At 64.9% G+C, this 20,184-nt stretch carries 15 protein-coding genes; 6 read left to right on the forward strand and 9 right to left on the reverse strand.

All coding sequences use genetic code 11. The annotated features are described in order from the left end of the window. Positions 1–34: 34 nt before the first annotated feature. Together glpK and glpD are read right to left on the reverse strand one after the other, a co-directional pair. A complete protein-coding gene (glpK, locus tag ACZ46S_RS12130) occupies positions 35–1,534 on the reverse strand; it encodes a glycerol kinase GlpK (RefSeq protein WP_295745348.1) in 1,500 nt (499 codons plus the stop codon). Positions 1,535–1,575: 41 nt separating this feature from the next. Beyond that, positions 1,576–3,051 (reverse strand): glycerol-3-phosphate dehydrogenase, encoded by a 1,476-nt coding sequence (glpD, locus tag ACZ46S_RS12135; protein ID WP_464061922.1) that lies wholly within the window; start codon positions 3,049–3,051, stop codon positions 1,576–1,578. A 214-nt stretch (positions 3,052–3,265) separates the two neighbouring features. Here glpD and ACZ46S_RS12140 point away from each other — a divergent pair, with 214 nt between their 5' ends. Further along, on the forward strand, positions 3,266–4,039 hold the full coding sequence (locus ACZ46S_RS12140; protein WP_295745357.1) for a DeoR/GlpR family DNA-binding transcription regulator: 774 nt from the start codon (positions 3,266–3,268) through the stop codon (positions 4,037–4,039). 133 nt (positions 4,040–4,172) lie between these two features. Here ACZ46S_RS12140 and urtE read toward each other — a convergent pair whose 3' ends face one another. The 7 genes from urtE to ACZ46S_RS12175 all read right to left on the reverse strand — a co-directional run bounded on the left by urtE (position 4,173) and on the right by ACZ46S_RS12175 (position 13,493). Further along, positions 4,173–4,886, reverse strand: coding sequence for an urea ABC transporter ATP-binding subunit UrtE (gene urtE / locus ACZ46S_RS12145; protein ID WP_464061923.1), 714 nt, complete (start codon positions 4,884–4,886; stop codon positions 4,173–4,175). Further along, complete coding sequence (gene urtD, locus ACZ46S_RS12150; protein WP_295746297.1) at positions 4,873–5,625, reverse strand: urea ABC transporter ATP-binding protein UrtD; 753 nt, start codon at positions 5,623–5,625, stop codon at positions 4,873–4,875. The genes urtE and urtD overlap by 14 nt, the downstream gene beginning before the upstream one ends. After that, positions 5,622–6,674 carry an urea ABC transporter permease subunit UrtC gene (urtC, locus tag ACZ46S_RS12155; RefSeq protein ID WP_464061924.1) on the reverse strand — a complete coding sequence of 351 codons (1,053 nt, stop codon included), beginning with the start codon at positions 6,672–6,674 and terminating at the stop codon, positions 5,622–5,624. The genes urtD and urtC overlap by 4 nt, the downstream gene beginning before the upstream one ends. Before the next feature lies 1 nt (position 6,675). Next, a complete protein-coding gene (urtB, locus tag ACZ46S_RS12160) occupies positions 6,676–7,584 on the reverse strand; it encodes an urea ABC transporter permease subunit UrtB (RefSeq protein ID WP_295746293.1) in 909 nt (302 codons plus the stop codon). Between the two features lie 281 nt (positions 7,585–7,865). After that, positions 7,866–9,074, reverse strand: a complete 1,209-nt coding sequence (gene urtA / locus ACZ46S_RS12165) for an urea ABC transporter substrate-binding protein (RefSeq protein ID WP_295742282.1) — start codon at positions 9,072–9,074, stop codon at positions 7,866–7,868. Between the two features lie 259 nt (positions 9,075–9,333). Further along, on the reverse strand, positions 9,334–10,197 hold the full coding sequence (locus ACZ46S_RS12170; RefSeq protein ID WP_295742278.1) for a response regulator: 864 nt from the start codon (positions 10,195–10,197) through the stop codon (positions 9,334–9,336). Next, a complete protein-coding gene (locus tag ACZ46S_RS12175; RefSeq protein WP_464061925.1) occupies positions 10,194–13,493 on the reverse strand; it encodes a hybrid sensor histidine kinase/response regulator in 3,300 nt (1,099 codons plus the stop codon). The genes ACZ46S_RS12170 and ACZ46S_RS12175 overlap by 4 nt, the downstream gene beginning before the upstream one ends. Before the next feature lie 147 nt (positions 13,494–13,640). Here ACZ46S_RS12175 and ACZ46S_RS12180 point away from each other — a divergent pair, with 147 nt between their 5' ends. The 5 genes from ACZ46S_RS12180 to cydC all read left to right on the forward strand — a co-directional run bounded on the left by ACZ46S_RS12180 (position 13,641) and on the right by cydC (position 20,182). Next, complete coding sequence (locus ACZ46S_RS12180; RefSeq protein ID WP_464061926.1) at positions 13,641–14,216, forward strand: GbsR/MarR family transcriptional regulator; 576 nt, start codon at positions 13,641–13,643, stop codon at positions 14,214–14,216. A 66-nt stretch (positions 14,217–14,282) separates the two neighbouring features. After that, positions 14,283–15,725, forward strand: coding sequence for a cytochrome ubiquinol oxidase subunit I (locus ACZ46S_RS12185; RefSeq protein ID WP_464061927.1), 1,443 nt, complete (start codon positions 14,283–14,285; stop codon positions 15,723–15,725). Positions 15,726–15,740: 15 nt separating this feature from the next. Then, positions 15,741–16,784, forward strand: coding sequence for a cytochrome d ubiquinol oxidase subunit II (locus ACZ46S_RS12190; RefSeq protein WP_464061928.1), 1,044 nt, complete (start codon positions 15,741–15,743; stop codon positions 16,782–16,784). A gap of 3 nt (positions 16,785–16,787) precedes the next feature. Then, positions 16,788–18,554 carry a thiol reductant ABC exporter subunit CydD gene (cydD, locus tag ACZ46S_RS12195; protein ID WP_464061929.1) on the forward strand — a complete coding sequence of 589 codons (1,767 nt, stop codon included), beginning with the start codon at positions 16,788–16,790 and terminating at the stop codon, positions 18,552–18,554. Further along, a complete protein-coding gene (cydC, locus tag ACZ46S_RS12200) occupies positions 18,551–20,182 on the forward strand; it encodes a thiol reductant ABC exporter subunit CydC (RefSeq protein WP_464061930.1) in 1,632 nt (543 codons plus the stop codon). The genes cydD and cydC overlap by 4 nt, the downstream gene beginning before the upstream one ends. Positions 20,183–20,184: the final 2 nt, after the last annotated feature.

Below are 20,184 nucleotides of genomic sequence, written 5' to 3' on the forward strand. Positions count from 1 at the left end.
GCAGATGCACGCGGCCGGGGGCGCGTCGGTCTGCTCAGTCCACCCAGTCGAACGAGCGCTGCACCGCCTTCTTCCAGGATTTGTAGTAATGCGCGCGCTTATCGGCGGCGAGCGCCGGGGTCCATTGCTTGTCCACCTGCCAGTTGGCACGCAGATCCTCGACATTGCTCCAATAGCCGGTCGCCAGCCCAGCCGCGTAGGCGGCCCCCAGCGCCGTCGTCTCCGTCACTTTCGGGCGGATCACCGGCACGTCGAGAATATCGGCCTGGAACTGCATCAAGAGCTCATTGGCAACCATGCCACCATCGGTCTTCAGGCTGGAGAGCTTGATGCCGCTATCGGTCTCCATCGCCTCGACCACGTCGCGGGTCTGGTAGGCGGTGGATTCCAGCGCGGCGCGGGCGAGATGCGCGCGGGTGGCAAAGCGCGTCAGCCCGGCAATCACGCCGCGCGCGCTCTCTTTCCAGTACGGCGCATACAGCCCCGAGAACGCCGGCACGATGTAAACATCGCCGTTATCCTCGACGGATTTCGCCAGCGGCTCGATCTGTGGCGCAACGTCGAACAGCTTCATATTGTCGCGCAGCCACTGCACCAGCGCGCCGGTGATGGCGATGGCACCTTCCAGCGCGTAGCGCGGCTTCTCGCCGTCGAACTGGTAGGCCAAAGTGGTCAGCAGCCCGGCCTTGGACTGCACCGGCTCGGTGCCGGTGTTCATCAGCATGAAGCAGCCAGTGCCGTAGGTGTTCTTGGCCTCGCCGGGGGCAAAGCAGGTCTGGCCGACAAGGGCGGCCTGCTGGTCGCCGAGAATGCCGGCGAGCTTGGCGCCGCGCAGGGTCGGCGTGGTAATCTCGCCATACACGGTCGAGGAGGGCAGGATTTTCGGCAGGCAGGCGCGCGGAATCTTGAATTCATTCAGCATGTCCTCGTCCCAGTCGCAGGTGGCGAGGTTCATCAGCTGGGTGCGGCTGGCATTGGTGACATCGGTGATGTGCACCCCGCCCTTCGCGCCGCCGGTGAGGTTCCAGGCGAGCCAGCTATCGATGGTGCCGAACAGCGCCTCGCCGGCTTCCGCCTTGGCGCGCGCACCCTCCACATTCTCCAGCAGCCAGCGCAGCTTCAGCCCGGAGAAATAGCTCGCCAGCGGCAGGCCGGTCTTGGCGCGGAACCTGTCCTGGCCACCGTTTTTCGCATATTCCGCGCAGAGCTGATCGACCCGCGTATCCTGCCAGACCAGCGCGTTATAGAGCGGCTTGCCGGTGGATTTGTCCCAGATCAGCGTGGTTTCGCGCTGGTTGGTGATGCCAACGGAAACCAGGTCGCTGGCGGAGAGATCCGCACGCGCCAGCGCCGCGCCGATGACTTCGTTGGTGTTGTGCAGAATTTCCAGCGGGTCATGCTCGACCCAGCCGGGCTTGGGATAGATCTGCTTATGCTCCTTCTGCGCGACCGAGACGATATTGCCCGCCTTGTCGAACACGATGAAGCGCGAACTGGTTGTGCCCTGATCGATGGCGCCGACATATTTTGTCATGTGTTGCCGTTTCCTCGTTGTCATTTTGAAATCGCAGTCCTTCAGCCGGCGCGTTGCATCCGGCTCAAATAGTCATCGATACGCGCTGCCGTGCCCGCTGACACATGCAACCCCAAACGCGAGCGGCGCCAGAGAATATCCTCCGCCGTTCGCGCCCATTCCTGCGCGGCCAGGTAGGCGATTTCCGCCGCGCTGATGCCGCCGCCAAAATCCTCACCCATATCCGCCGCGGCGAAACGTTCCGCGCGGCTGCCGTAATTGCGCACCAGGCGGTGCGCCAGAGCGGCGGGCAGCGCCGGAAAACGCTGACGGAACTGCGCCAGATAGGCGTCGAAATCCTCGAAATCTCCCCCCGGCAGCGGGGCCTTGCCGGTCCAGGAGGGCCCCACCTTGCGGCCCATCGCCGGCAGCAATTTCTCCAGCGCATGCTCGGCCAGCTTGCGCGAGGTGGTGATCTTGCCGCCGAACACCGAAAGCAGCGGCGGGGTGCTGGCATCGTGCTGCAGATCCAGCACATAATCGCGTGTCACCGCGCTGGCATTCTCGGATTTATCGTCGAAGAGCGGCCGCACCCCGGCATAGGACCAGACCACATCCGCCGGCGTGATCGGCTTGCGGAAATAGCGGCTGACGCATTCGCAAAGATAGCTGGTTTCCTCGGCCGAAATCTCAACCTTGTTGGCGTCCGCCTCGAACGGCACATCGGTGGTGCCGATCAGCGAAAACTCGTTTTCGTAGGGGACGACGAAGACGATGCGCCCGTCAGGGTTTTGCAGAATGAAGGCCTCGTCGCCCTCATAAAGCCGCCTGGTGACGATGTGGCTGCCCTTGATCAGCCGCACGCTGGCGGCGGTGTTGCGGCCGAGCTTGCTGTTCAGCACCTCCGCCACCCAGGGGCCGGCGGCGTTGATCATGGCGCGGGCGGCGATCGGCCCGGCCTCGGTCTGCGCCTGCCACACCCCGTTCTCAACCCGTGCGGAGAGCAGCTTGCAGCGTGTGGTGATCACCGCCCCGCGCTCGGCCGCATCCATGGCGTTGAGCACCACCAGCCGGGAATCCTGCACCCAGCAATCCGCGTAGGTGAAGCCGCGGCGGTAATCGCCCTTCAGCACCTGCCCGGCCGGGTGCTTCGCAAACGAAACCGCCTTGGAGGAGGGCAGTGTGCGGCGCTTGGCCAGATGGTCATACAGAAACAGCCCGGCGCGGATCATCCAGGCCGGGCGCAGATGCGCCTCGTGCGGGAGCACGAATTCCAGCGGCCAGATGATATGCGGGGCGATTTTGAGCAGCCGCTCGCGCTCCATCAGCGCCTCGCGCACCAGGCGGAATTCGTAATATTCCAGATAGCGCAAGCCACCATGGATCAGCTTGGTGCTGGCCGAGGAGGTGTGCTGGGCCAGATCATGCTGTTCAACCAGCCGCACGGAGAGCCCGCGCCCGGCCGCGTCCCGCGCGATGGCGGCGCCATTCACGCCCCCGCCCACGATCAACAGATCCACGATACCAGACTGATCCAAAACAGTACCTTCCTTGGGTTTCCTTGGCCTGCGCCACCGCAGATGCGTTTAAACCGAATTTTCGATGTTCGCAATCGAAAATTTAAATCGAAAATTAAGTTCGATTTCGCACATGCAGCATAAAACACGGTTCGCCCGCCAACATAGCGACCGTCCGGGGGCGCTGGCGGAGGCCGGGAAACCGGCCTAATATGGGGGCATAAGGAGTAGTGCACTGTCCGAGAAACAAGGCAATGAAGACCGGCAAAGCGAGATCGTCGAGCTGGTGGCGAAGCGGGGATTCCAGACCATCGAGGCGCTGGCTCAGCATTTCGGGGTGACGGTGCAGACCATCCGCCGCGATGTGAACATGCTGGACGCGGAAGGCCGGCTCTCGCGCTATCGCGGCGGCGCGGGTTTGCCCTCTTCCATCGAGAATATGGAGTATGAGCGCCGGCAGGTGATCAATCTCGCGCGCAAGCAGAGCATCGCCAGCGCGGTGGCGCGGGATGTGCCGCAGGGCGCATCCTTGTTCATCAATATCGGCACCACGACGGAGCAGGCGGCGCGGGCGCTGTTGGCGCATCGCAATCTGCGGGTGATCACCAACAACATCAATGTTGCGAAAATCCTCAGCGAAAACCAGGATTGTTCGATTGTGATGGCGGGCGGCAAGGTGCGCAACCGGGATGGCGCCATCACCGGCCAGCTCGCCGTGCAGATGTTCGAGCAGTTCCGCGCGGATATCGGGATCATCGGGGTCTCGGGCATCGACAAGGAGGGGGGCATGTTCGATTACGATCTGGACGAGGTGATGTGCACCCAGGCGATCATCCGCAATTCCAGACGGGTATTTCTACTCGCCGACCATTCCAAATTCGGCCGCCCGGCGATGGTAAGGATCGGGCATCTTTCGCAGATTTCCGCGCTCTACACGGACGCCCCGCCGCCGGAAGCGATCACCACGATGCTGAGGGAAACCGGGGTGACGCTGGAAATTTCAGGATAAACTTGCAAAAGTTTTTCGGGGTGTGGGGATTTTTTTCAAAAAGTCCCCACAAACGTTCGGGGTGTTGGCAACAATGGTGCCAACACCCCGAACGTTTTTCGCCGCTTTTTGAAAAAAGCGGCACCAAAAACTATTATATATTCACCAGATGCGAAATCTCGCTGGCGGATTCCATCGCCGTACTGCCAGAGCGGATGATCCGCCCGCGCTGCATCACATGATACGCCTCGGCAAAGGACCAGGCGAAATCCAGATATTGCTCGACAATCAAAATCGTCACCCCCAGCTCGGTGCGAATCCGCCGCAGCGCCGCCTCGATCTGCTGCACCACATTCGGCTGAATCCCCTCCGTCGGCTCATCCAGCAGCAACAGACGCGGCTGCCCGGCCAGTGCGCGGCCAATCGCCAGCTGCTGCTGCTCGCCGCCCGAAAGCAGCCCGGCCTTGCGGTTGCGAATCTGCGTCAGCTTCGGAAATAAATCGAAAATATGGCTGGCAATGCCAGACTCTTTCACTGCCTTGCGCCCCGCCAGCGCGGCCAGCCCAACGGTGAGATTCTCCATCACGGTGAGATGCGGAAACACATGCCGCCCCTGCGGCACGAAGCCGATCCCCGCCCGCGCGCGCCCATGCGCGGGTGCGGCGGTGAGGTCCTCACCACCAAATTTCAAATGCCCGCCTGTGAGTTTCTGCACCCCGGCGATGGCATTGAGCAGCGTGGTCTTGCCCACGCCATTGCGGCCGATCAGCGCCACCGCGGCGCCTTGCTCAACCTCCATATCGATGCTCCACAGCACCTGGCTCTGGCCATAGGCCGCGCAGGCGGCTTCGAGTTCAAGCAACTTCATCTTTGGCCCTCCCCAGATACACCGCTTCCACCGCGGCATCCGCGCGGATTTCCGCGACGCTGCCTTCCTTCAAAATCTGCCCCTGATGCAGCACAGTGGTAAAGCCGTTCAGCGCCTCCACGAAGGACATGTCATGGTCGATCACCAGCACCGCGTGCCGGCCGATCAGCGAGAGGATCAGCTCGGCGGTGCGCTGCGTATCCTGCGGGCCCATGCCGGCGGTGGGTTCATCCAGCAGCAGCAAATCCGCATCGGTTGCCACCACCATGCCAATCTCCAGCCATTGCTTCTCGCCATGGGCGAGGCTGGCGGCGGGAACGTCGCGCCGGTCCTGCAAGCCGATCGTCTCCAAAATCTCCTCCGCCCGCGCCTGCTCTTCCATCGGCGTGCGGGTGGTGAAGGCGCGCCACCAGGCGCGGTTTTTGCGGCCGCTGACCAGCAGATTTTCCATCACCGACAGGCTCGGCAAAATCCCCGGCGTCTGGAATTTCCGGCAGATGCCACGCTTGACGATCTCCTGCTCCGGCAGTGCCGTAATCGGCTCGCCTTTGAACAGGATGCGCCCTGCCGTTGGCCGCACCCTGCCGATGATGGTATCGCACAAGGTCGATTTTCCGGCGCCATTCGGGCCGATCAGGATGCGCAGCGCATTCGCCTCCAGAGTCAGCGAAACATCAGTGAGTGCCTTGAACCCGTCGAAATCGACGGTGACATTTTCGAGGGCGAGCAGCGGGCTCATTCCACAACCTCCTGGCGGCGGCGCAATAGACGGGGCGAGAGACGCGCATCGGTGAAGAGTCCGGCAATGCCGCCGGGCAGAAAGCTCACCACCAGCACGAACAGCGCCCCCAACCCGTAGAGCCAGAGCGAGGGCAACGCCGAGCTGATCTCATCCTTGGCGAAATTCACCAGCAGCGTGCCGGCAATCGCTCCCCAGAGCACGCCGCGCCCACCAACCGCGACCCACACCACCATCTCGATGGAGGGCACCACGCCGACCAACGCCGGCGAAATCACCCCGGCATGCAGGGTGAACAACGCCCCGCCAATGCCCGAGAGAATGCCCGCCAGGGTGAAGGCCACCACTTTGTAGGGCAGCGGGTTATGGCCGAGGAAGCGGATGCGGTTTTCGCCATCGCGGGTGGCGCGCAGCATGGTGCCAAAGCGCGTCGCCAGCAGCCAGCGCAGGAAGAAGTAAGCCAAAGCCACCAGCACGAAGGTGATCAGATAGATCACCCGCGCCGCGCCCTGGCTGGTAATGTCATAGCCGGCGAAGGTGGAGAAGTTGGTGAGGCCGTTAAAGCCGCCGGTGAGCGCCTGCTGGCTGACCAGCAGCGTCGCGAAGGCCAAAGCCAGCGCCTGGGTGATCAGCGCGAAATACACCCCGCCAATGCGCCGGCGAAACACCAGCCAGCCAAAGAAGGCGGCGAAAACCCCCGGCACCAGCACCACGTAAACCAGAGAGAGCCACGGATTGACGAAAAAGCGCCACAGCGCCGGCAAAGCGGAAACCCCGCTCCAGGTCATGAAGTCCGGCATGTCGCCATTGGCGAGGTCCAGCCCTTCGAGTTTCAGATGCATCGCCAGCGCGTAGCCGCCGAGGCCGAAAAACACACCCTGGCCGAGTGAGAGAATCCCGCCCTCGCCCCAGGTGAGCATGATGCCGAGTGCGACCAGCGAAAAGGCCAGAAAGCGGCCGAGCAGAGAAAGCTCGTAGGCGGAGATGATCCAGGGCGCGGCCGCACCCAGAACCAGAACGAGCAGCGTAATGGGACGTGCGGGTTTCATATCAACCCTCCAGCGCACGGGAGCGCACGGCGATGACGCCTTGCGGACGGATTTGGATGAACAGAATGACGAAGACCAGCAGCAGCACCTGGGCGACGCTGACATCGACATAAATCTCGATCAGCGCGGTAAACAGCCCGACCATCAGCGAGGCGATGGTGGTGCCAACCAGCGAGCCCAGCCCGCCGAGAATCACCACAAGGAAGGCCGGCACGATATAGCTCTGGCCAACAGTGGGCGTCACCGGCCCCAGCAGCGCCAGAATCACGCCCGCGAGCCCGGCCACGCCGGTGCCCAGCGCGAACACGGTCAGATCCACCAGCCTTGCATTCACGCCCAGCGCGGCGGCGGTCGGGCGGTCCTGGTTGACGGCACGGACATAGAGGCCAAGCCGGGTCTTGTTGATCAGCAGCGCCACGCCGCCGAGGATCAAGGCCGCGATCAGCAGGATGAATAGCCGCGTATCCGGCAGGGTCAGCCCGGCGAGGATGCCGCTGGAGAAGGAGATGGTATGGTTCAGCCAGGTCGGGGCCACCACCTGCACGCCGATGGCGCCGAACAGATTACGCGCCGCCTGCTGCAGAATCAGCGAAACGCCCCAGGTGGCCAGCAACGTATCCAGGGGACGCGTCGAGAGACGGTGAATGACGGTGAGTTCCAAGATGCCGCCCAGAAAGGCCGCCCCCAGAAACGCCACCGGCATGGCCACCAGAATACCGAGCGGGCCGGGCACGACCAGCAGCGTGAGATAGGCGAGATACCCGCCCAGCATCAGCATCTCGCCATGCGCCATATTGATGACCCGCATCAGGCCGAAAGAGAGCGCCAGGCCCAAGGCGGCCATGACGAACAAGGAGGCCACAGAAATGCCGTTGAAAACCTGGCCGATCAGAAACGCGCTTTCATGCATATTGGCCTCCTGGGTTTAAAAGTGGAACGCGGCCCCTAGAGCCTGATCGGTTCAGATTGCATCGCGAAGCGATCAAACTGAGCCGTGAATCAGCCTCTCAAAAAACGCTTAGAGCGCGTTCAGGTTGGCGCGACGCGCCAACCTGAACTTTCAGCGCTCTAGAGCATCAAGCTTTTAGCTTGATGCTCTAGATTTTGTTTTAGCGAGCAATTTCATGTGTTTATTTTGACGCTGGCGCGTCAACCTAAACACATATTGCTCTAAGGGCCGCCTCACAGGTTTTAGAAGTTGCTGTGCAGGCCGCAGCTCTTGCCGGGGAAGGTCAGCGGGTCATAGGGCACCGGCTTGATCGGCGACGGCGAGGACCAGATCACCTTGAACTGACCATCCGGCTGCAGCTCGCCGATATAGCCGGTCTGCACCATGGACTGGTTGGCATCGAACTTCACCTGGCCCAGCGGGCTGTCGACGAAGCCGAGCTTCACCGCCTCGTTACGCACCTTTTTCGGATCGAAACTGCCGGCCTTCTTGGCGGCATCGGCCCAGATCATCACATCCTCATAGCCATGCACCATCGGGTCGTCGACGACGGAGTCCGCACCATATTTCGCCTTATAAGCGGCGACGAAATCGGCATTGGCCGAGCCCGGCAGGCTCTGGAAATAGTTCCAGCTGGTATAGGAGCCGGCCAGCAGGCTCGGGCCCATCGCCTTGGCTTCCGGCTCGGCAATGGAGAAGCTCATCACCGGCAGCTTGTCCGGGGTCATGCCGGCGGCGGCCATCTGCTTGAAGAACGACACATTGGAATCGCCGTTCAGCGTGTTGATGATGATGTCCGGCTTGGCCTTCTGGATTTCCGCGATGATCGAGGAGAAATCCGTCCCGCCGAGCGGCACATAATCCTCGCCCGAGAGGGTCAGCCCGTCATGCGCGATATGCTTCTTCAGGATCAAATTGGCGGTGCGGGGATAGACGTAATCGGAGCCGACCAGAAAGATCTTCTTATAGCCCTGCTTCTCGGCCCATTCCAAAGCCGGGAGCGCCTGCTGGTTCGGCTGCGCGCCGGAATACATGATGTTGGGGGAGCATTCATTGCCCTCGAACTGCACCGGATACCAGAGCAGCCCGTGCAGGCGCTGGAACACCGGCAGCATCGCCTTGCGCGAGGCGGAGGTCCAGCCGCCGAACACCGTCACCACCTTGTCCTGCTGCAGCAGCTTGGTCGCCTTCTGCGCGAAAATCGCCGGGTCCGAGGCGCCATCCTCCACCACCGGCACGATCTTCTTGCCCAGCACACCGCCCTTGGCGTTGATCTGGTCGATCGCCAGCAGCTCGGCATTTTCCAGCGGCACTTCGGAGATCGCCATGGTGCCGGAAAGGGATTGCAGCACGCCCACCTTCACGGTGCCGTCGGCATGGGCGGGGGCGGCCAGCCCCAGCGCCGTGCTGGCGAGAAGGGCGGCGGCGAGGCCCAGTTTTTTCATCGTCATCAAAGTCTCCCACTTGTTGGCGGCAAGCCCGCGTTCGTGATGGGGGACTATGGGTTTGCCGCGCCGCCGCGCGCCATGGGCCATTTGACGTAGTGGGCCAGACTGGAAGGGAGCCACAGGGGTGAGGGCGTTTTCCCAAAGGCCCCAACGTCTTTCGCCGCTTTTTTGTAAAAAAACGGCCCCTCCGGCGGCTTTCCACCGCTGCTGCGCAGCGGCGGAACCTTGGCCGCCTTCGCCCAAAAACTTTTGCGCGTTTTCCTTACCCTCGGCGGGCCAGCGCCCCTACCGCGAGGGCGGCCGCCGAGGCGCGGTTTTCCACGCCCAGCTTGGTGAAAACCTGTTCCAGATGTTTGTTCACGGTGCGCGGCGAGATGCCGAGAATATCCGAGACATCCTTGTTCGGCTTGCCCCGGGCGACCCACAGCAGCACCTCCGCCTCACGCGCGCTCAAGCCGAACTGGGTTTGCAAAAACGCCTCCTCCTGGCCGCCGCCGCTCTCGGTCAGGCGGTAAAGCAGCTCCGCCGGGCCGGTGCGCCCCACCAGGGCAAAATGCAGCGTGCGCGGGCCCGCCTGCATCTCCAGCCCGGCCGGCAAGCGAAAGCCGGCGGCGGTAAAGTCCGGCAGCGCGTCGGCCAGGCGCTGCTCGGCCTGCGGGGTGCACCAGAGCAGCGCCCCCGCCTCATCCGCCGCCAGCAGAAACCCGCCCGCCGCATCCAACGCCGCCCGTGTGCGCAACGCCGCGCGGGCATTGCCCAGATGCACCCGGATGCGCGCCAGCATCTCATCGATGACAATCGGCTTGGTGACATAATCCACTCCGCCCGCCTCCAGCCCGCGCACCACATGCGCGGTGTCCGAAAGCCCGGTCATGAAAATCACCGGGATCGGGCTCAGCGCCGGCAGCGCCTTCAAGGCGCGGCAGGTCTCGAACCCGTCCAGCCCCGGCATCATCGCATCCAGCAGAATGAGGTCCGGCGTCACATGAAGCAGCGTCTCCAGCGCCGCCTCGCCGCTGGTCGCCACCAGAGCGGTCAGCCCGGCGGTTTCCAGCGCGTCGGTGAGCAGCCCCAGCGTCTCCGGCGTGTCATCCACCACCAGCACCAGGTCGCGGCGGGCACTCATGGCGTCTCATCCAGATAGGCCAGGATGCGTTTCAGCTCGAAGCCGCGCAGCCAGCCGAGCAGCTCGGCGCAGAACGGCGCCAGCGCCGCATCCTGCGCCTCCAGCGTCTTCAACCTTGCCTCCAGCCCGCGCGCATAGCCGATGCGGGCGAGCTGGCGCAGCTCCTCCACCACATCCTCATCCGGGCGGGCCAACGCGGCCTGGGGCGCGGGTGCTGGCGCCTCATACACCCAGTCCAGCCCCAGCAGCGTGCCGATCTTCTCCAGCAGGGCGCGGATATCGATCGGCTTGGCCAGGAACCCGTCATAATCCGCCTCACCGGGGCGGGTCACATCATGCAGATTGCCCGAGACCATCAAAATCCGCGCCCTCTCCCCCCGCGCCCGCAGCGCCCCCGCCACCTCCAGCCCGGACATGAAAGGCATGGAAATATCGAGAATGATCAGATCCGGCGCCGCATCCTGCGCCAGCGTCAAACAAGCCGGCCCATCCGCCACCGAGAGCACGACGAATCCCAGCGGCAGCAGCACATCGCTGACCAGCCGCACATGGTCCGGATCGTCATCGGCGATCAAAATCTTCCGCCTGGGCCCGGCATAGGCGGTCATCCGCCGCGGCGGCGCCACCGCCTCCGCCCCTTGCGCCTCGGAGAGCAGCAGCCGCACCTTGAAGGCGCTGCCCTGCCCTGGCGTGCTCTCCACCGCAATCTCGCCGCCCAATATCTCCGTCAGCAGCTTGGAGATGGTCAGCCCCAGCCCGGTTCCCGGCAGCGCGTTGGAGGCGGGCAGATGGCCGCGTTCGAACGGTTCGAAAATCTTCGCCAGATCCTCCGGCCGGATGCCGTTGCCGGTATCGGCGATGGTGAATTCCGTCACCAGCCCGCGCCGTTGCACGCTGAGCCGCACCTCGCCCCGGGGGGTGTATTTGATCGCGTTGGAGAGCAGATTGATCAAAATCTGCCGCAGCCGCTTCTCATCCGTGTGCACATGGCGCGGCAACATGCGAGCGCGCTCATCCTTGAACAATATCCCCTTTGCCTGCGCCTGCAGCCGGAACATATCGACGAGCTGATCCAGGAAATCCGGAAAATCCACCAGATCCCGGTGCAGATGCAGCGCCCCGCTCTCGATCTGGGAAATATCCAGCAACCCATCCACCAGATTGGAGAGATGCGCGGCGGAGCGGCGGATGGTGCGGATCGCCTCGTCCGGCCGCAACGTGCCGCCGGCTTCCAAGAGCTGGGCATAGCCGAAAATCGCGTTCAACGGCGCGCGGATTTCGTGGATGACGCCGACAATATAGCGGCTCTTCGCGGTATTGGCCGATTCCGCCGCCGCCTTGGCGGTTTGCAGCGCCGCATCGGTGCGCTCATGCGCGGCGATCTCATCCAGCAGCATCATTGTCTGATGCCCGGTCTCCGCCTCCGCCGCGCGGCTGCCGGCACGGGCCAGCACCAGCAGCCAGGCGGCCAGAGCGGCAAGGATGAAGAGGGCATAGAACGCCACCAGCAAGGTCTGGCGCACGGCGGCGCTGGCATTGGGCTCCAGCACCCCGAACTCATAGCCGATGACGCCGAGCAAGGCGGCGATGATGGCGGTGAACAGCAGCAACAGCCCGAGAAACGGCAATATCCGCGCATCCAGCCGCTTCGCCGACCAGTTCCGCAGCCGCGCCGGCAGGCTGCGCTCCAGGCTCTGCGCCAGCCGCCCCTGCGGTTTGCAGAGATCATGGCAGCGCGCCTCCAGCGTGCAGCAGAGCGAGCAGATCGGCCCGCCATAGGCCGGGCAGCCGGCCATGTCCGGCCCGTCGAAAACCCCTTCGCAGACGATGCAGCTTTGCGCGGCCACATCCTCCGGCGGCCGCGCCAGATAGAACCGCCCCTTGGTCGCCCAGGCGATCGCCGGCGCCGCGACGAAAGCGACGATCAGCCCGCCAAACGGCGCCACCGCCCGCGCCACCGGCCCGAACACGCCAAAGCTCATCAGCGTGGAAACCAGCACCGAAAGCCCCATCGCGCCGACGCCGACCGGGTTGATGTCGTACAAATAGGCCCGCTTGAACTCGATCCCCGGCGGGGAGAGGCCGAGGCGCTTATTGATCACCAGATCCGCCGCCAGCGCCCCCATCCAGCCCACCGCGAAATTCGCATACAGCCCGAGGATGTTCTGGATCACCCGGTAAATGCCCAGCTGCATCAGCAGCAGCGCCAGCGCCACGTTGAAGACCACCCACACCACCCGGCCCGGATGCGAATGGGTGAGCCGGGAGAAGAAATTCGACCAGGCGATGGAGCCGGCATAGGCGTTGGTGGTGTTGATCTTCATCTGGCAGGTGACGACAAAAACCAGCGTCAGCCCCGCCGCCAGCGCCGGGTTGTGGAACACTTCCAGGAAGGCGAAGCGGAACATGGTGGCGGGCTGCGCCGCATGCTCCCAATCCACCCCGCGCTCGATGGCGAGATAGGCCAGGAACGACCCCGCCGCGATTTTCGCGCAGCCGGTGAGCACCCAGCCCGGCCCGGTGAGCAGCAGCGCCGCCCAGCCCCCTGCCCCGCGTTTGGCCGGCAGGAAGCGCAGATAATCCACCTGCTCGCCGATCTGCGGCAGCAGCGAGAGCAGGATGGAGGTGGCCATGCCAAAGGGCAGCAGCGCCAGCCCATTGCTGCCGGTGACACCGGGAAACTGCGTCCAGGCGGCGATATCCGGCAGGCCCCGCGCGGCGAGATACAGCAGCGGCCCGAATTGCAGCACCAGCCAGAGCGGCTGGCTGAAGAGCTGCATGCGGCTGATGACGCGGATGCCCAGCGCCGCGATCGGCACCACCGCCAGCGCGCTGATGCAGTTGGCCAGCCAGAGCGGCAGATGCAGCACCATCACAATCGCCGCCGACATGATGCTGGCCTCGATGGCGAACAGTATGAACGTGAAGGTGGCGTAGATCAGCGAGGTGATGGTGGAGCCGATATAGCCGAACCCCGCCCCGCGGGTGAGCAGATCCACATCGATGCCATGCCTGGTCGCCGCCGCGCAGATCGGCAGCCCGACCAGGAACATGATCAGCCCCGCCGCGACAATCGCCGCCATCGCGTTGGTGAAGCCGAAGGTCAGGGTGATGGAGCCGCCAATCGCCTCGCAAGCCAGGAAGGAGACCGCGCCCAAGGCCGTGTTCGCCACCTGAAAGGCGCCGCGCCGCGCCCGGGTGGCGGTGAATCGCAACGCGAAATCCTCCAGCGTCTGGTTGCCGACCCATTGATTATATTGGCGGCGCTGGCGGATGACGCGTTGGGGAACCTGCATGGCTTTCTATCCGGCGCCATGCGCGGGCCGGTCAAGCAGAAAGGCATGACTGGGCTGCGCCGCCCAGGAACAGCTTGACAAAGGGGCGCCTGAAGTTCCAGTAATTTCAAAAATTACTGAAAGTTCGGAAGAGTGCCGCTTTCACCTTTGGTCGAAAATTTTGTGCTGCATTTCGGCGAGATGGGCAGCCGGTGGGGGATCAACCGCACCGTCGGTCAGGTCTATGCCCTGCTTTACGCCTCGCAGGCGCCGCTCTCCGCTGACGAGATCGTCGCGGCGCTGGGCGTCTCGCGCTCCAATGTCTCGATAAGCCTGAAGGAGCTGCAAAGCTGGGAGCTGGTGCGGCTGCAGCATCTGCCCGGGGACCGGCGGGATTATTTCTCCACCCCGGACGATATCTGGCAGATCGTCCGCACCTTGGCCGAGCAACGGCGCAAGCGCGAGATCGACCCGACCCTCTCGGTGCTGCGCGACCTCATCGTCACCAAACCAGGCAACGAGGCCGATGAATACGCCCAGAAGCGTTTGCAGCAGATGCACGATCTGATCGAGCTGCTGGTGCAATGGGCGGACGAGGTGCAGCGGCTGAACACCAAGGAGCTGGTGCAGCTTTTGCGGCTGGGCAGCAAGGTGGTCGGGCTGCTGGAGCTGAAAAACAAGCTGCCGGGTCTGGGCCGCGGCCTGCGCCGCCAACCCGCCGAGGCCGACGAGCAGCCGGACTGATTTGAATTTGCGTTAACGATTCCGAGGCCAGAACGGCCCGGTAAAAATGAAGCTGGAGTGTGTGCGATGCAGGATAGCCCTCTATCCGTCCTTCTGTCGCGGCTGGATTTCGCGTGGATCACCACCATGCATATCCTCTATCCGCCTTTGACCATCGGGCTGGCGGCGCTGCTGTTCCTGGCGGAATGGCATTGGGTGCGCAGCCAGAATGAGAGCTGGTACCGGCTGGTGCGCTTCTTCGAGAAGCTGTTCATCGTGAATTTCGCCGCCGGTGTGGCCACCGGAATCACCATGGAGATGGCCTTCGGCATTCTCTATGGCCGCTTCTCCGCCGCCGCCGGGCCCTTCTTCGGCCAGGTGCTGGGCTATGAGACGATCACCGCCTTCATGTACGAGGCCGGCTTTATCGGGCTGATGATCTTCGGCTGGGGCAAGATCTCGCGCAAGATGCATCTCTTCGCCACGTTCAACGTCGCCCTCTCCTCCACCCTCTCGGCGATGTGGATTCTGGATGCGAATAGCTGGATGCAGACGCCCGCCGGGGTGGAGCTGAAAAACGGGCTGTTCCAGGTGACGGATTGGGGCAAGGCGCTGCTGAACCCGGATGTTTGGCTGGGCTTTCCGCATATGTGGCTGGCGACAGTGGAGCTGGCGCTGGGCTTCGTCGCGGCGATTTCCGCCTGGTACTGTCTGAAGGAGCGCCATGTGGCGCTGTTCCAGAAGACGCTGCGGGCCTCCATCCTGGCGCTGGTCGTCGTCGCGCCCTTGCAGGTCTATCTCGGCGATGGTCTGGGCCGGGTGGTGGCGGACGACCAGCCGGCGGCGCTGGCCGCGATGGAAGGCCATTACCACACCTATAATCCGGACGGCTCGGTGAATACCGGCTGGCATGTGCTGGCTTGGCCGAATGCGCGCGGCGACGGCAATGCGTGGGCCATCACCATCCCGCATGTGCTGAGCCTGCTGGAGGACCACAGCTGGAACGGCAAGGTGCGGGGGCTGGATGAATTCCCGGCCGACCAACGCCCGCCGGTGCTGATCCCCTTCTACGCCTTCCGAGTGATGGCCGGGGCCGGCGCGGCGCTGGTGCTGCTGGCGCTCTGGGGTCTGGCCCTGGCGCTGCGCGGCAGGCTGGGCGTGGCCAATATCGCGCGGCAGCGCTGGTTCCTGCGCGCCGTCATCGCCGCCGGCTTCCTGCCCTATATCTCCATCTGGTGCGGCTGGTGGGTGCGCGAAATCTGCCGCCAGCCCTGGGTGGTGTACGGGATGATGCGCACCGCGGACGGGGTGAGCCTGATGGGGGTCGGCCAGGAGATCGTCTGGATGGTTGGCTATCTCGGCTTCGAGCTCGCGGTGTGGGGCAGCGTCTGGTACTTCCTGGCGAAGATCATCCGCACCGGACCCGATCTCACCAGCCCGGTCGCCGAGGATGGCCACCAGCCTCTGGGCGCGCTGGAGCCAGCGCCGCACGATAAGCATGCCGCCCCCTCTTATGTGCGCCCGGTCTGAGGCGGAGATCCGATCATGAATGAATTCACCCAAGTTCAGGACATCGTCACCTTCGCCTGGTGGATCGCCCTCGATGTCGCCGTGCTGCTTTATGTGGTGCTGGATGGCGCGGATCTGGGGGCGGGGATCTTCTCGCTCTTCGTCCGCTCAGAGCATGAGCGCGGCGCCATCATGTCCGCCATGGCCGGCACCTGGGATGCCAACGAAACCTGGCTGGTGGTCGCCGGCGGGGTTTTGTTCGGCACCTTCCCGCTGGTCTATGGCTCGGCCTTTTCCTATCTGATGATCCCGCTGATGATCGCGCTCTGGGGTATGATCACCCGGGCGGTGGCGCTGGAATTCCGGCATCTGGCCGCCGCGCGCTGGCAGCGTTTCTCGGATTACGCCTTCGGGTTTTCCAGCCTCATTGTCGCCTTCTTCGGCGGGCTGGCGGTGGGGGCAGTGCTGAACGGCTTTCCGATCACCCATGATCCGAACGCGCCCGGCGCCTATGTCGGCGGGGCGCTGCGCTGCTTCACCCCGTTCAGCATCTGGACCGGTGTCGCCGCCGTTATCGCCACCACCCTCTCCGGCGTGCTGTTCGTGCGCGCCCGGTTTGAGAAAGACGAGCCGATCCGCCAGCAGGCCGCGCACTGGACCAGCGCCGCCTTCTGGCTGGCGCTGGCGGTGGTCGCCATCACCGTGCTGCTCAGCGCCATCCTGTTCCCCTGGGCGCGCGGCAAATGGCTGGGGCCGGATATGGCGGTGTGGATCGTCGTGCTGCTGGTGGTGGTCTTCGCCGCCTGGCGGATGCGCCGCGCCGCCCAGCAGGACCGCGACATCGCCGCCATTCTCTGGCTGAATTTCGCCATCGCGGTGATGGCGCTGTCGATGATGGCGACGATCTATCCCTGGCTGATCCCCGGCACCTGGACGATCTATGACGGCGCCAGCCCGGCTGTCTCGCTGTTCACCTTCACCCTGGCGATGGGCGGCTTCATTCCGGTGATGCTGGCCTATAACGCCTATCAGATCTGGGTGTTCCGCGCCCGCATCTCGGCCCTGGCGGCCTATCACTGAGCCATGGCTACCCACAGCGCCCCGCTGCCCCGCGCCCAGGCCAAAGCCCTGAATGGCTGGCTGAAAGCGCGGGCGAAGCCCCTGCGCCGGCCGCTGGCGGGTGCGGTCGGGCTGGGGGCGCTGGGCGGGCTGCTGCTGGTCTGGCAATGCTGGCTGCTGGCCCGGATTGTCGATGCGGTGATGTTCCATGTGGAACATCCGCACGGGCTCTGGAAGCTGCTGCTGGGTCTGCTGGGGGTTTTCGCCCTGCGCGCCTTGGCCGGGTTCGGAGCGGATCGTCTGGCCTTCGAGGCGGCTGGCCAGGCCAAAACCAGCCTGCGCGCGACGTTGCATGAAAAGCTTGCGGCTTTGGGGCCGCGCTTCATCGCCGGCCAGCGCAGCGGCGAGCTGGCCGCCTTGTTTTCCACCGGGCTGGACAAGCTCGACCCCTATTACGCGGCCTATCTGCCGCAAACCGCCCTGGCCGCCTTCCTGCCGCTGGCCATCCTCGCCGTGGTGCTGCCGACGGACTGGGTCTCCTTCCTGATCATGCTGCTCAGCGCGCCTTTGATCCCGGTCTTCATGATCGTCATCGGCAAGGGCACGGCGGCGCTGAACCAGCGGCAATGGCGCAAGCTGGCGCAGCTCTCGGCGCATCTGTTCGATGTGATCGAGGGGCTGACGACGCTGAAGCTGTTCAATGTCAGCCGGGTGCAGGCGCGCATCGTCGGGCGGATGGCGGATGAGTACCGGCACGCGGTGATGGAGGTGCTGCGCGTCGCCTTTCTCTCCGCCCTGGTACTTGAGTTTCTGGCGACGATCAGCATCGCCATGGTCGCCGTCTATATCGGGTTTCGGCTCTATTACGGCGAGATGGCCTTTCTGCCCGGCTTCTTCGTGCTGCTGCTGGCGCCGGAATTCTACCGGCCGCTGCGCAATATGGGCACGCAATATCACGCCAGAATGGACGCGGTGGCGGCGGCCGAGCAGATTGTCGCGTTTCTGGAAACACCTTTGCCCGAGGCGCAAACCGGGACCATGGCGCTGCCCGCGCCGCGCATCGGCGAGATCCGGCTGGAGGGGGTGGGGTTTGCTTACGAGCCTGGCCATCCGACGCTGGAGGGGATCAATCTGAGCCTGGCGCGCGGCGAGATGCTGGCGCTGGTGGGGCCGAGCGGCGGCGGCAAGACCACGCTGGCCCGGCTGCTGCTGGGGCTGGAGCTGCCAAGCCAAGGGCGGATCATGGTCGATGGGCAGGATCTGCGCGGCATCGACCCGGCTTCATGGCTCCCGCGAATCGCCTGGATGAAGCAGCGCCCGACCTTGTTTCCGGTCAGCATCGCCGAGAATATCCGCCTCGCCCGGCCCGAAGCCAGCGATGCGGAGCTGCGCGCGGCGGCACGGGCAGCGCATGCGGACGGGTTCATCGAAGCTTTTCCGCAGCGCTACGAAACCCGGCTGGACGAAGCCGGCCAGAGCCTCTCCGGCGGCCAGCTGCGCCGCATCGCCCTCGCCCGTGCCATCCTGAAAAACGCCGATCTGCTGGTGCTGGACGAGCCGGATGCCAGCCTGGATGAAGAGAGCGCCGCGCAGATCCGCGCCTCCATCGCAGCGCTGCGAAAGGAGAAAGCTGTTCTGGTCATCGCGCATCGGCTGGAGAGTGTGCGCGCGGCGGACCGGATTGCGGTGATCGAGCACGGGCGGGTGGTGGAATACGGGCCGCCCGCCGCGCTGCTGGCGCAAGGCGGAGCCTATCGCGCCGCGCTGGCGGCCTATGAGGGGGCGGCATGAGGGATTTGCGCCGGCTTTTATCGCTGCTGGGGGCCGGCTGGGGCTGGGCGCTGGCGGGGGTGTTGCTCTCCGCCGGGGTGATCCTGGCGAATGTGGCCCTGCTTGCCCTTTCCGGCTGGTTCATCGCCGCCATGGCGCTGGCCGGGCATGGCGGGCCGATGATCGAATATTTCACCCCGGCCGCCGCCATACGCGGGCTGGCGGTGCTGCGCAGCGTCGGGCGCTATGGCGAGCGGCTGGTGACGCATGACGCCACCTTCCGGCAGCTGAGCGCCTTGCGCGTCTGGTTCTATGAGCGGCTGGAGCCGCTGGCCCCGGCGCGGCTGCAGGGCCAGCGCAGCGGCGATATGCTGAGCCGGATGCGCGCCGATATCGACAGTCTGGAGACCTTCTATCTGCGGGTGCTGGTGCCCAGCCTGGCGGCGTTGCTCTGCGTGCCGTTGCTGGTGGTCTTCCTGGCCCGGTTCAGCTTCGCGTCGGCGGCGGTGATGCTGGCCGGGCTGCTCTTGGCCGGGCTGGCGCTGCCGCTGCTCACCCAGCGCCTGGGAAGCGCGCCCGGGGCGGCGTTGGCGCAAGCGCGGGGGCAGCAGGCGGCGGCGCTGAGCGCGCTGCTGCGTGGCTATGATGAGCTGCTGCTGGATGGCGCCTTGCCGCGCCAGACCAGGCTGTGCCTGGAAGCCGGCCACACCGCCCTTGCAGCGCAGCGGCGCGGGGCGCGGCTGGCGGCCGCCGGCAATGAAGGGGGCGGGCTGGTCGCGAACCTGACCTTATGGGCGGTTCTGCTCGTGCTGCTGGCCGCTGGCCCCGCGCTCTCCGGCCCGGATTTTGCGATGCTGGGGCTGTTCGTGCTGGCCGGGTTCGAGGCGGTTGCCGCCCTGCCCGCCGCCTATCAGGCGTTGGGTGAAGGCCGGGCGGCGGCGCGGCGGATTTTCGAGATTGTCGATCTGCCCCCGGCCTTGGCCGAACCCGCGCGGCCCGCTTTGGCCCCGGCGCGGTTTGATCTGCGTTTGTCGCATCTGCGCATGGGCTATGGCGGAGGACCGGCCGTGCTGCGCGACCTCAGCCTGACCGTGCCCGAGGGGGCGTGCCTGGGTATCACCGGCGCCTCCGGGGCCGGCAAGACCAGCCTGTTCAACGTGCTGCTGCGTTTCTGGGACTATCAGTCCGGGCGGGTGGAGATTGGCGGGCAGGCGCTGCGCGGGCTGGATGGCGAGACGATGCGCGGCCTGTGCGCGGTGGTGGCGCAGCGCACGCATCTGTTCAACACCAGCATCCGGGAAAATCTGCTGATCGCACGGGCGGACGCGACCGATGCGCAGCTGCATGAGGCGCTGCGCGACGCGGCGTTGCTGGATGAGGTGCTGGCGATGCCGCGCGGGCTGGAGACGCTGGTGGGCGAGGCCGGGCAGCGCCTCTCCGGCGGCCAGGCGCGCCGGCTTTCCATGGCCCGGGCCTTCCTGAAGGATGCGCCGATTTTGCTGCTGGACGAGCCGACGGAAGGGCTGGACGCGCAAAGCGAGGCGGCGGTGCTGGGCGCGATGGCAAGGCTGATCAAAGGCCGGACCTGCCTGCTGATCAGCCACCGCCCGCAGGCGCTGCGCCTGGCGACGCAGCGTTTGGCGCTATAACC

This window comes from Acidocella aluminiidurans (assembly GCF_055383125.1).

Coding starts and splice junctions, on each gene's coding strand:
- urtC (WP_464061924.1), bottom strand. CDS start 6,674: ATGAAACCCGCACGTCCCATTACGCTGCTCGTTCTGGTTCTGGGTGCG.
- urtB (WP_295746293.1), bottom strand. CDS start 7,584: ATGCATGAAAGCGCGTTTCTGATCGGCCAGGTTTTCAACGGCATTTCT.
- cydD (WP_464061929.1), top strand. CDS start 16,788: ATGGCTACCCACAGCGCCCCGCTGCCCCGCGCCCAGGCCAAAGCCCTG.
- urtA (WP_295742282.1), bottom strand. CDS start 9,074: ATGACGATGAAAAAACTGGGCCTCGCCGCCGCCCTTCTCGCCAGCACG.
- ACZ46S_RS12190 (WP_464061928.1), top strand. CDS start 15,741: ATGAATGAATTCACCCAAGTTCAGGACATCGTCACCTTCGCCTGGTGG.
- urtE (WP_464061923.1), bottom strand. CDS start 4,886: ATGAAGTTGCTTGAACTCGAAGCCGCCTGCGCGGCCTATGGCCAGAGC.
- ACZ46S_RS12170 (WP_295742278.1), bottom strand. CDS start 10,197: ATGAGTGCCCGCCGCGACCTGGTGCTGGTGGTGGATGACACGCCGGAG.
- glpK (WP_295745348.1), bottom strand. CDS start 1,534: ATGACAAAATATGTCGGCGCCATCGATCAGGGCACAACCAGTTCGCGC.
- ACZ46S_RS12175 (WP_464061925.1), bottom strand. CDS start 13,493: ATGCAGGTTCCCCAACGCGTCATCCGCCAGCGCCGCCAATATAATCAA.
- urtD (WP_295746297.1), bottom strand. CDS start 5,625: ATGAGCCCGCTGCTCGCCCTCGAAAATGTCACCGTCGATTTCGACGGG.
- ACZ46S_RS12185 (WP_464061927.1), top strand. CDS start 14,283: ATGCAGGATAGCCCTCTATCCGTCCTTCTGTCGCGGCTGGATTTCGCG.
- cydC (WP_464061930.1), top strand. CDS start 18,551: ATGAGGGATTTGCGCCGGCTTTTATCGCTGCTGGGGGCCGGCTGGGGC.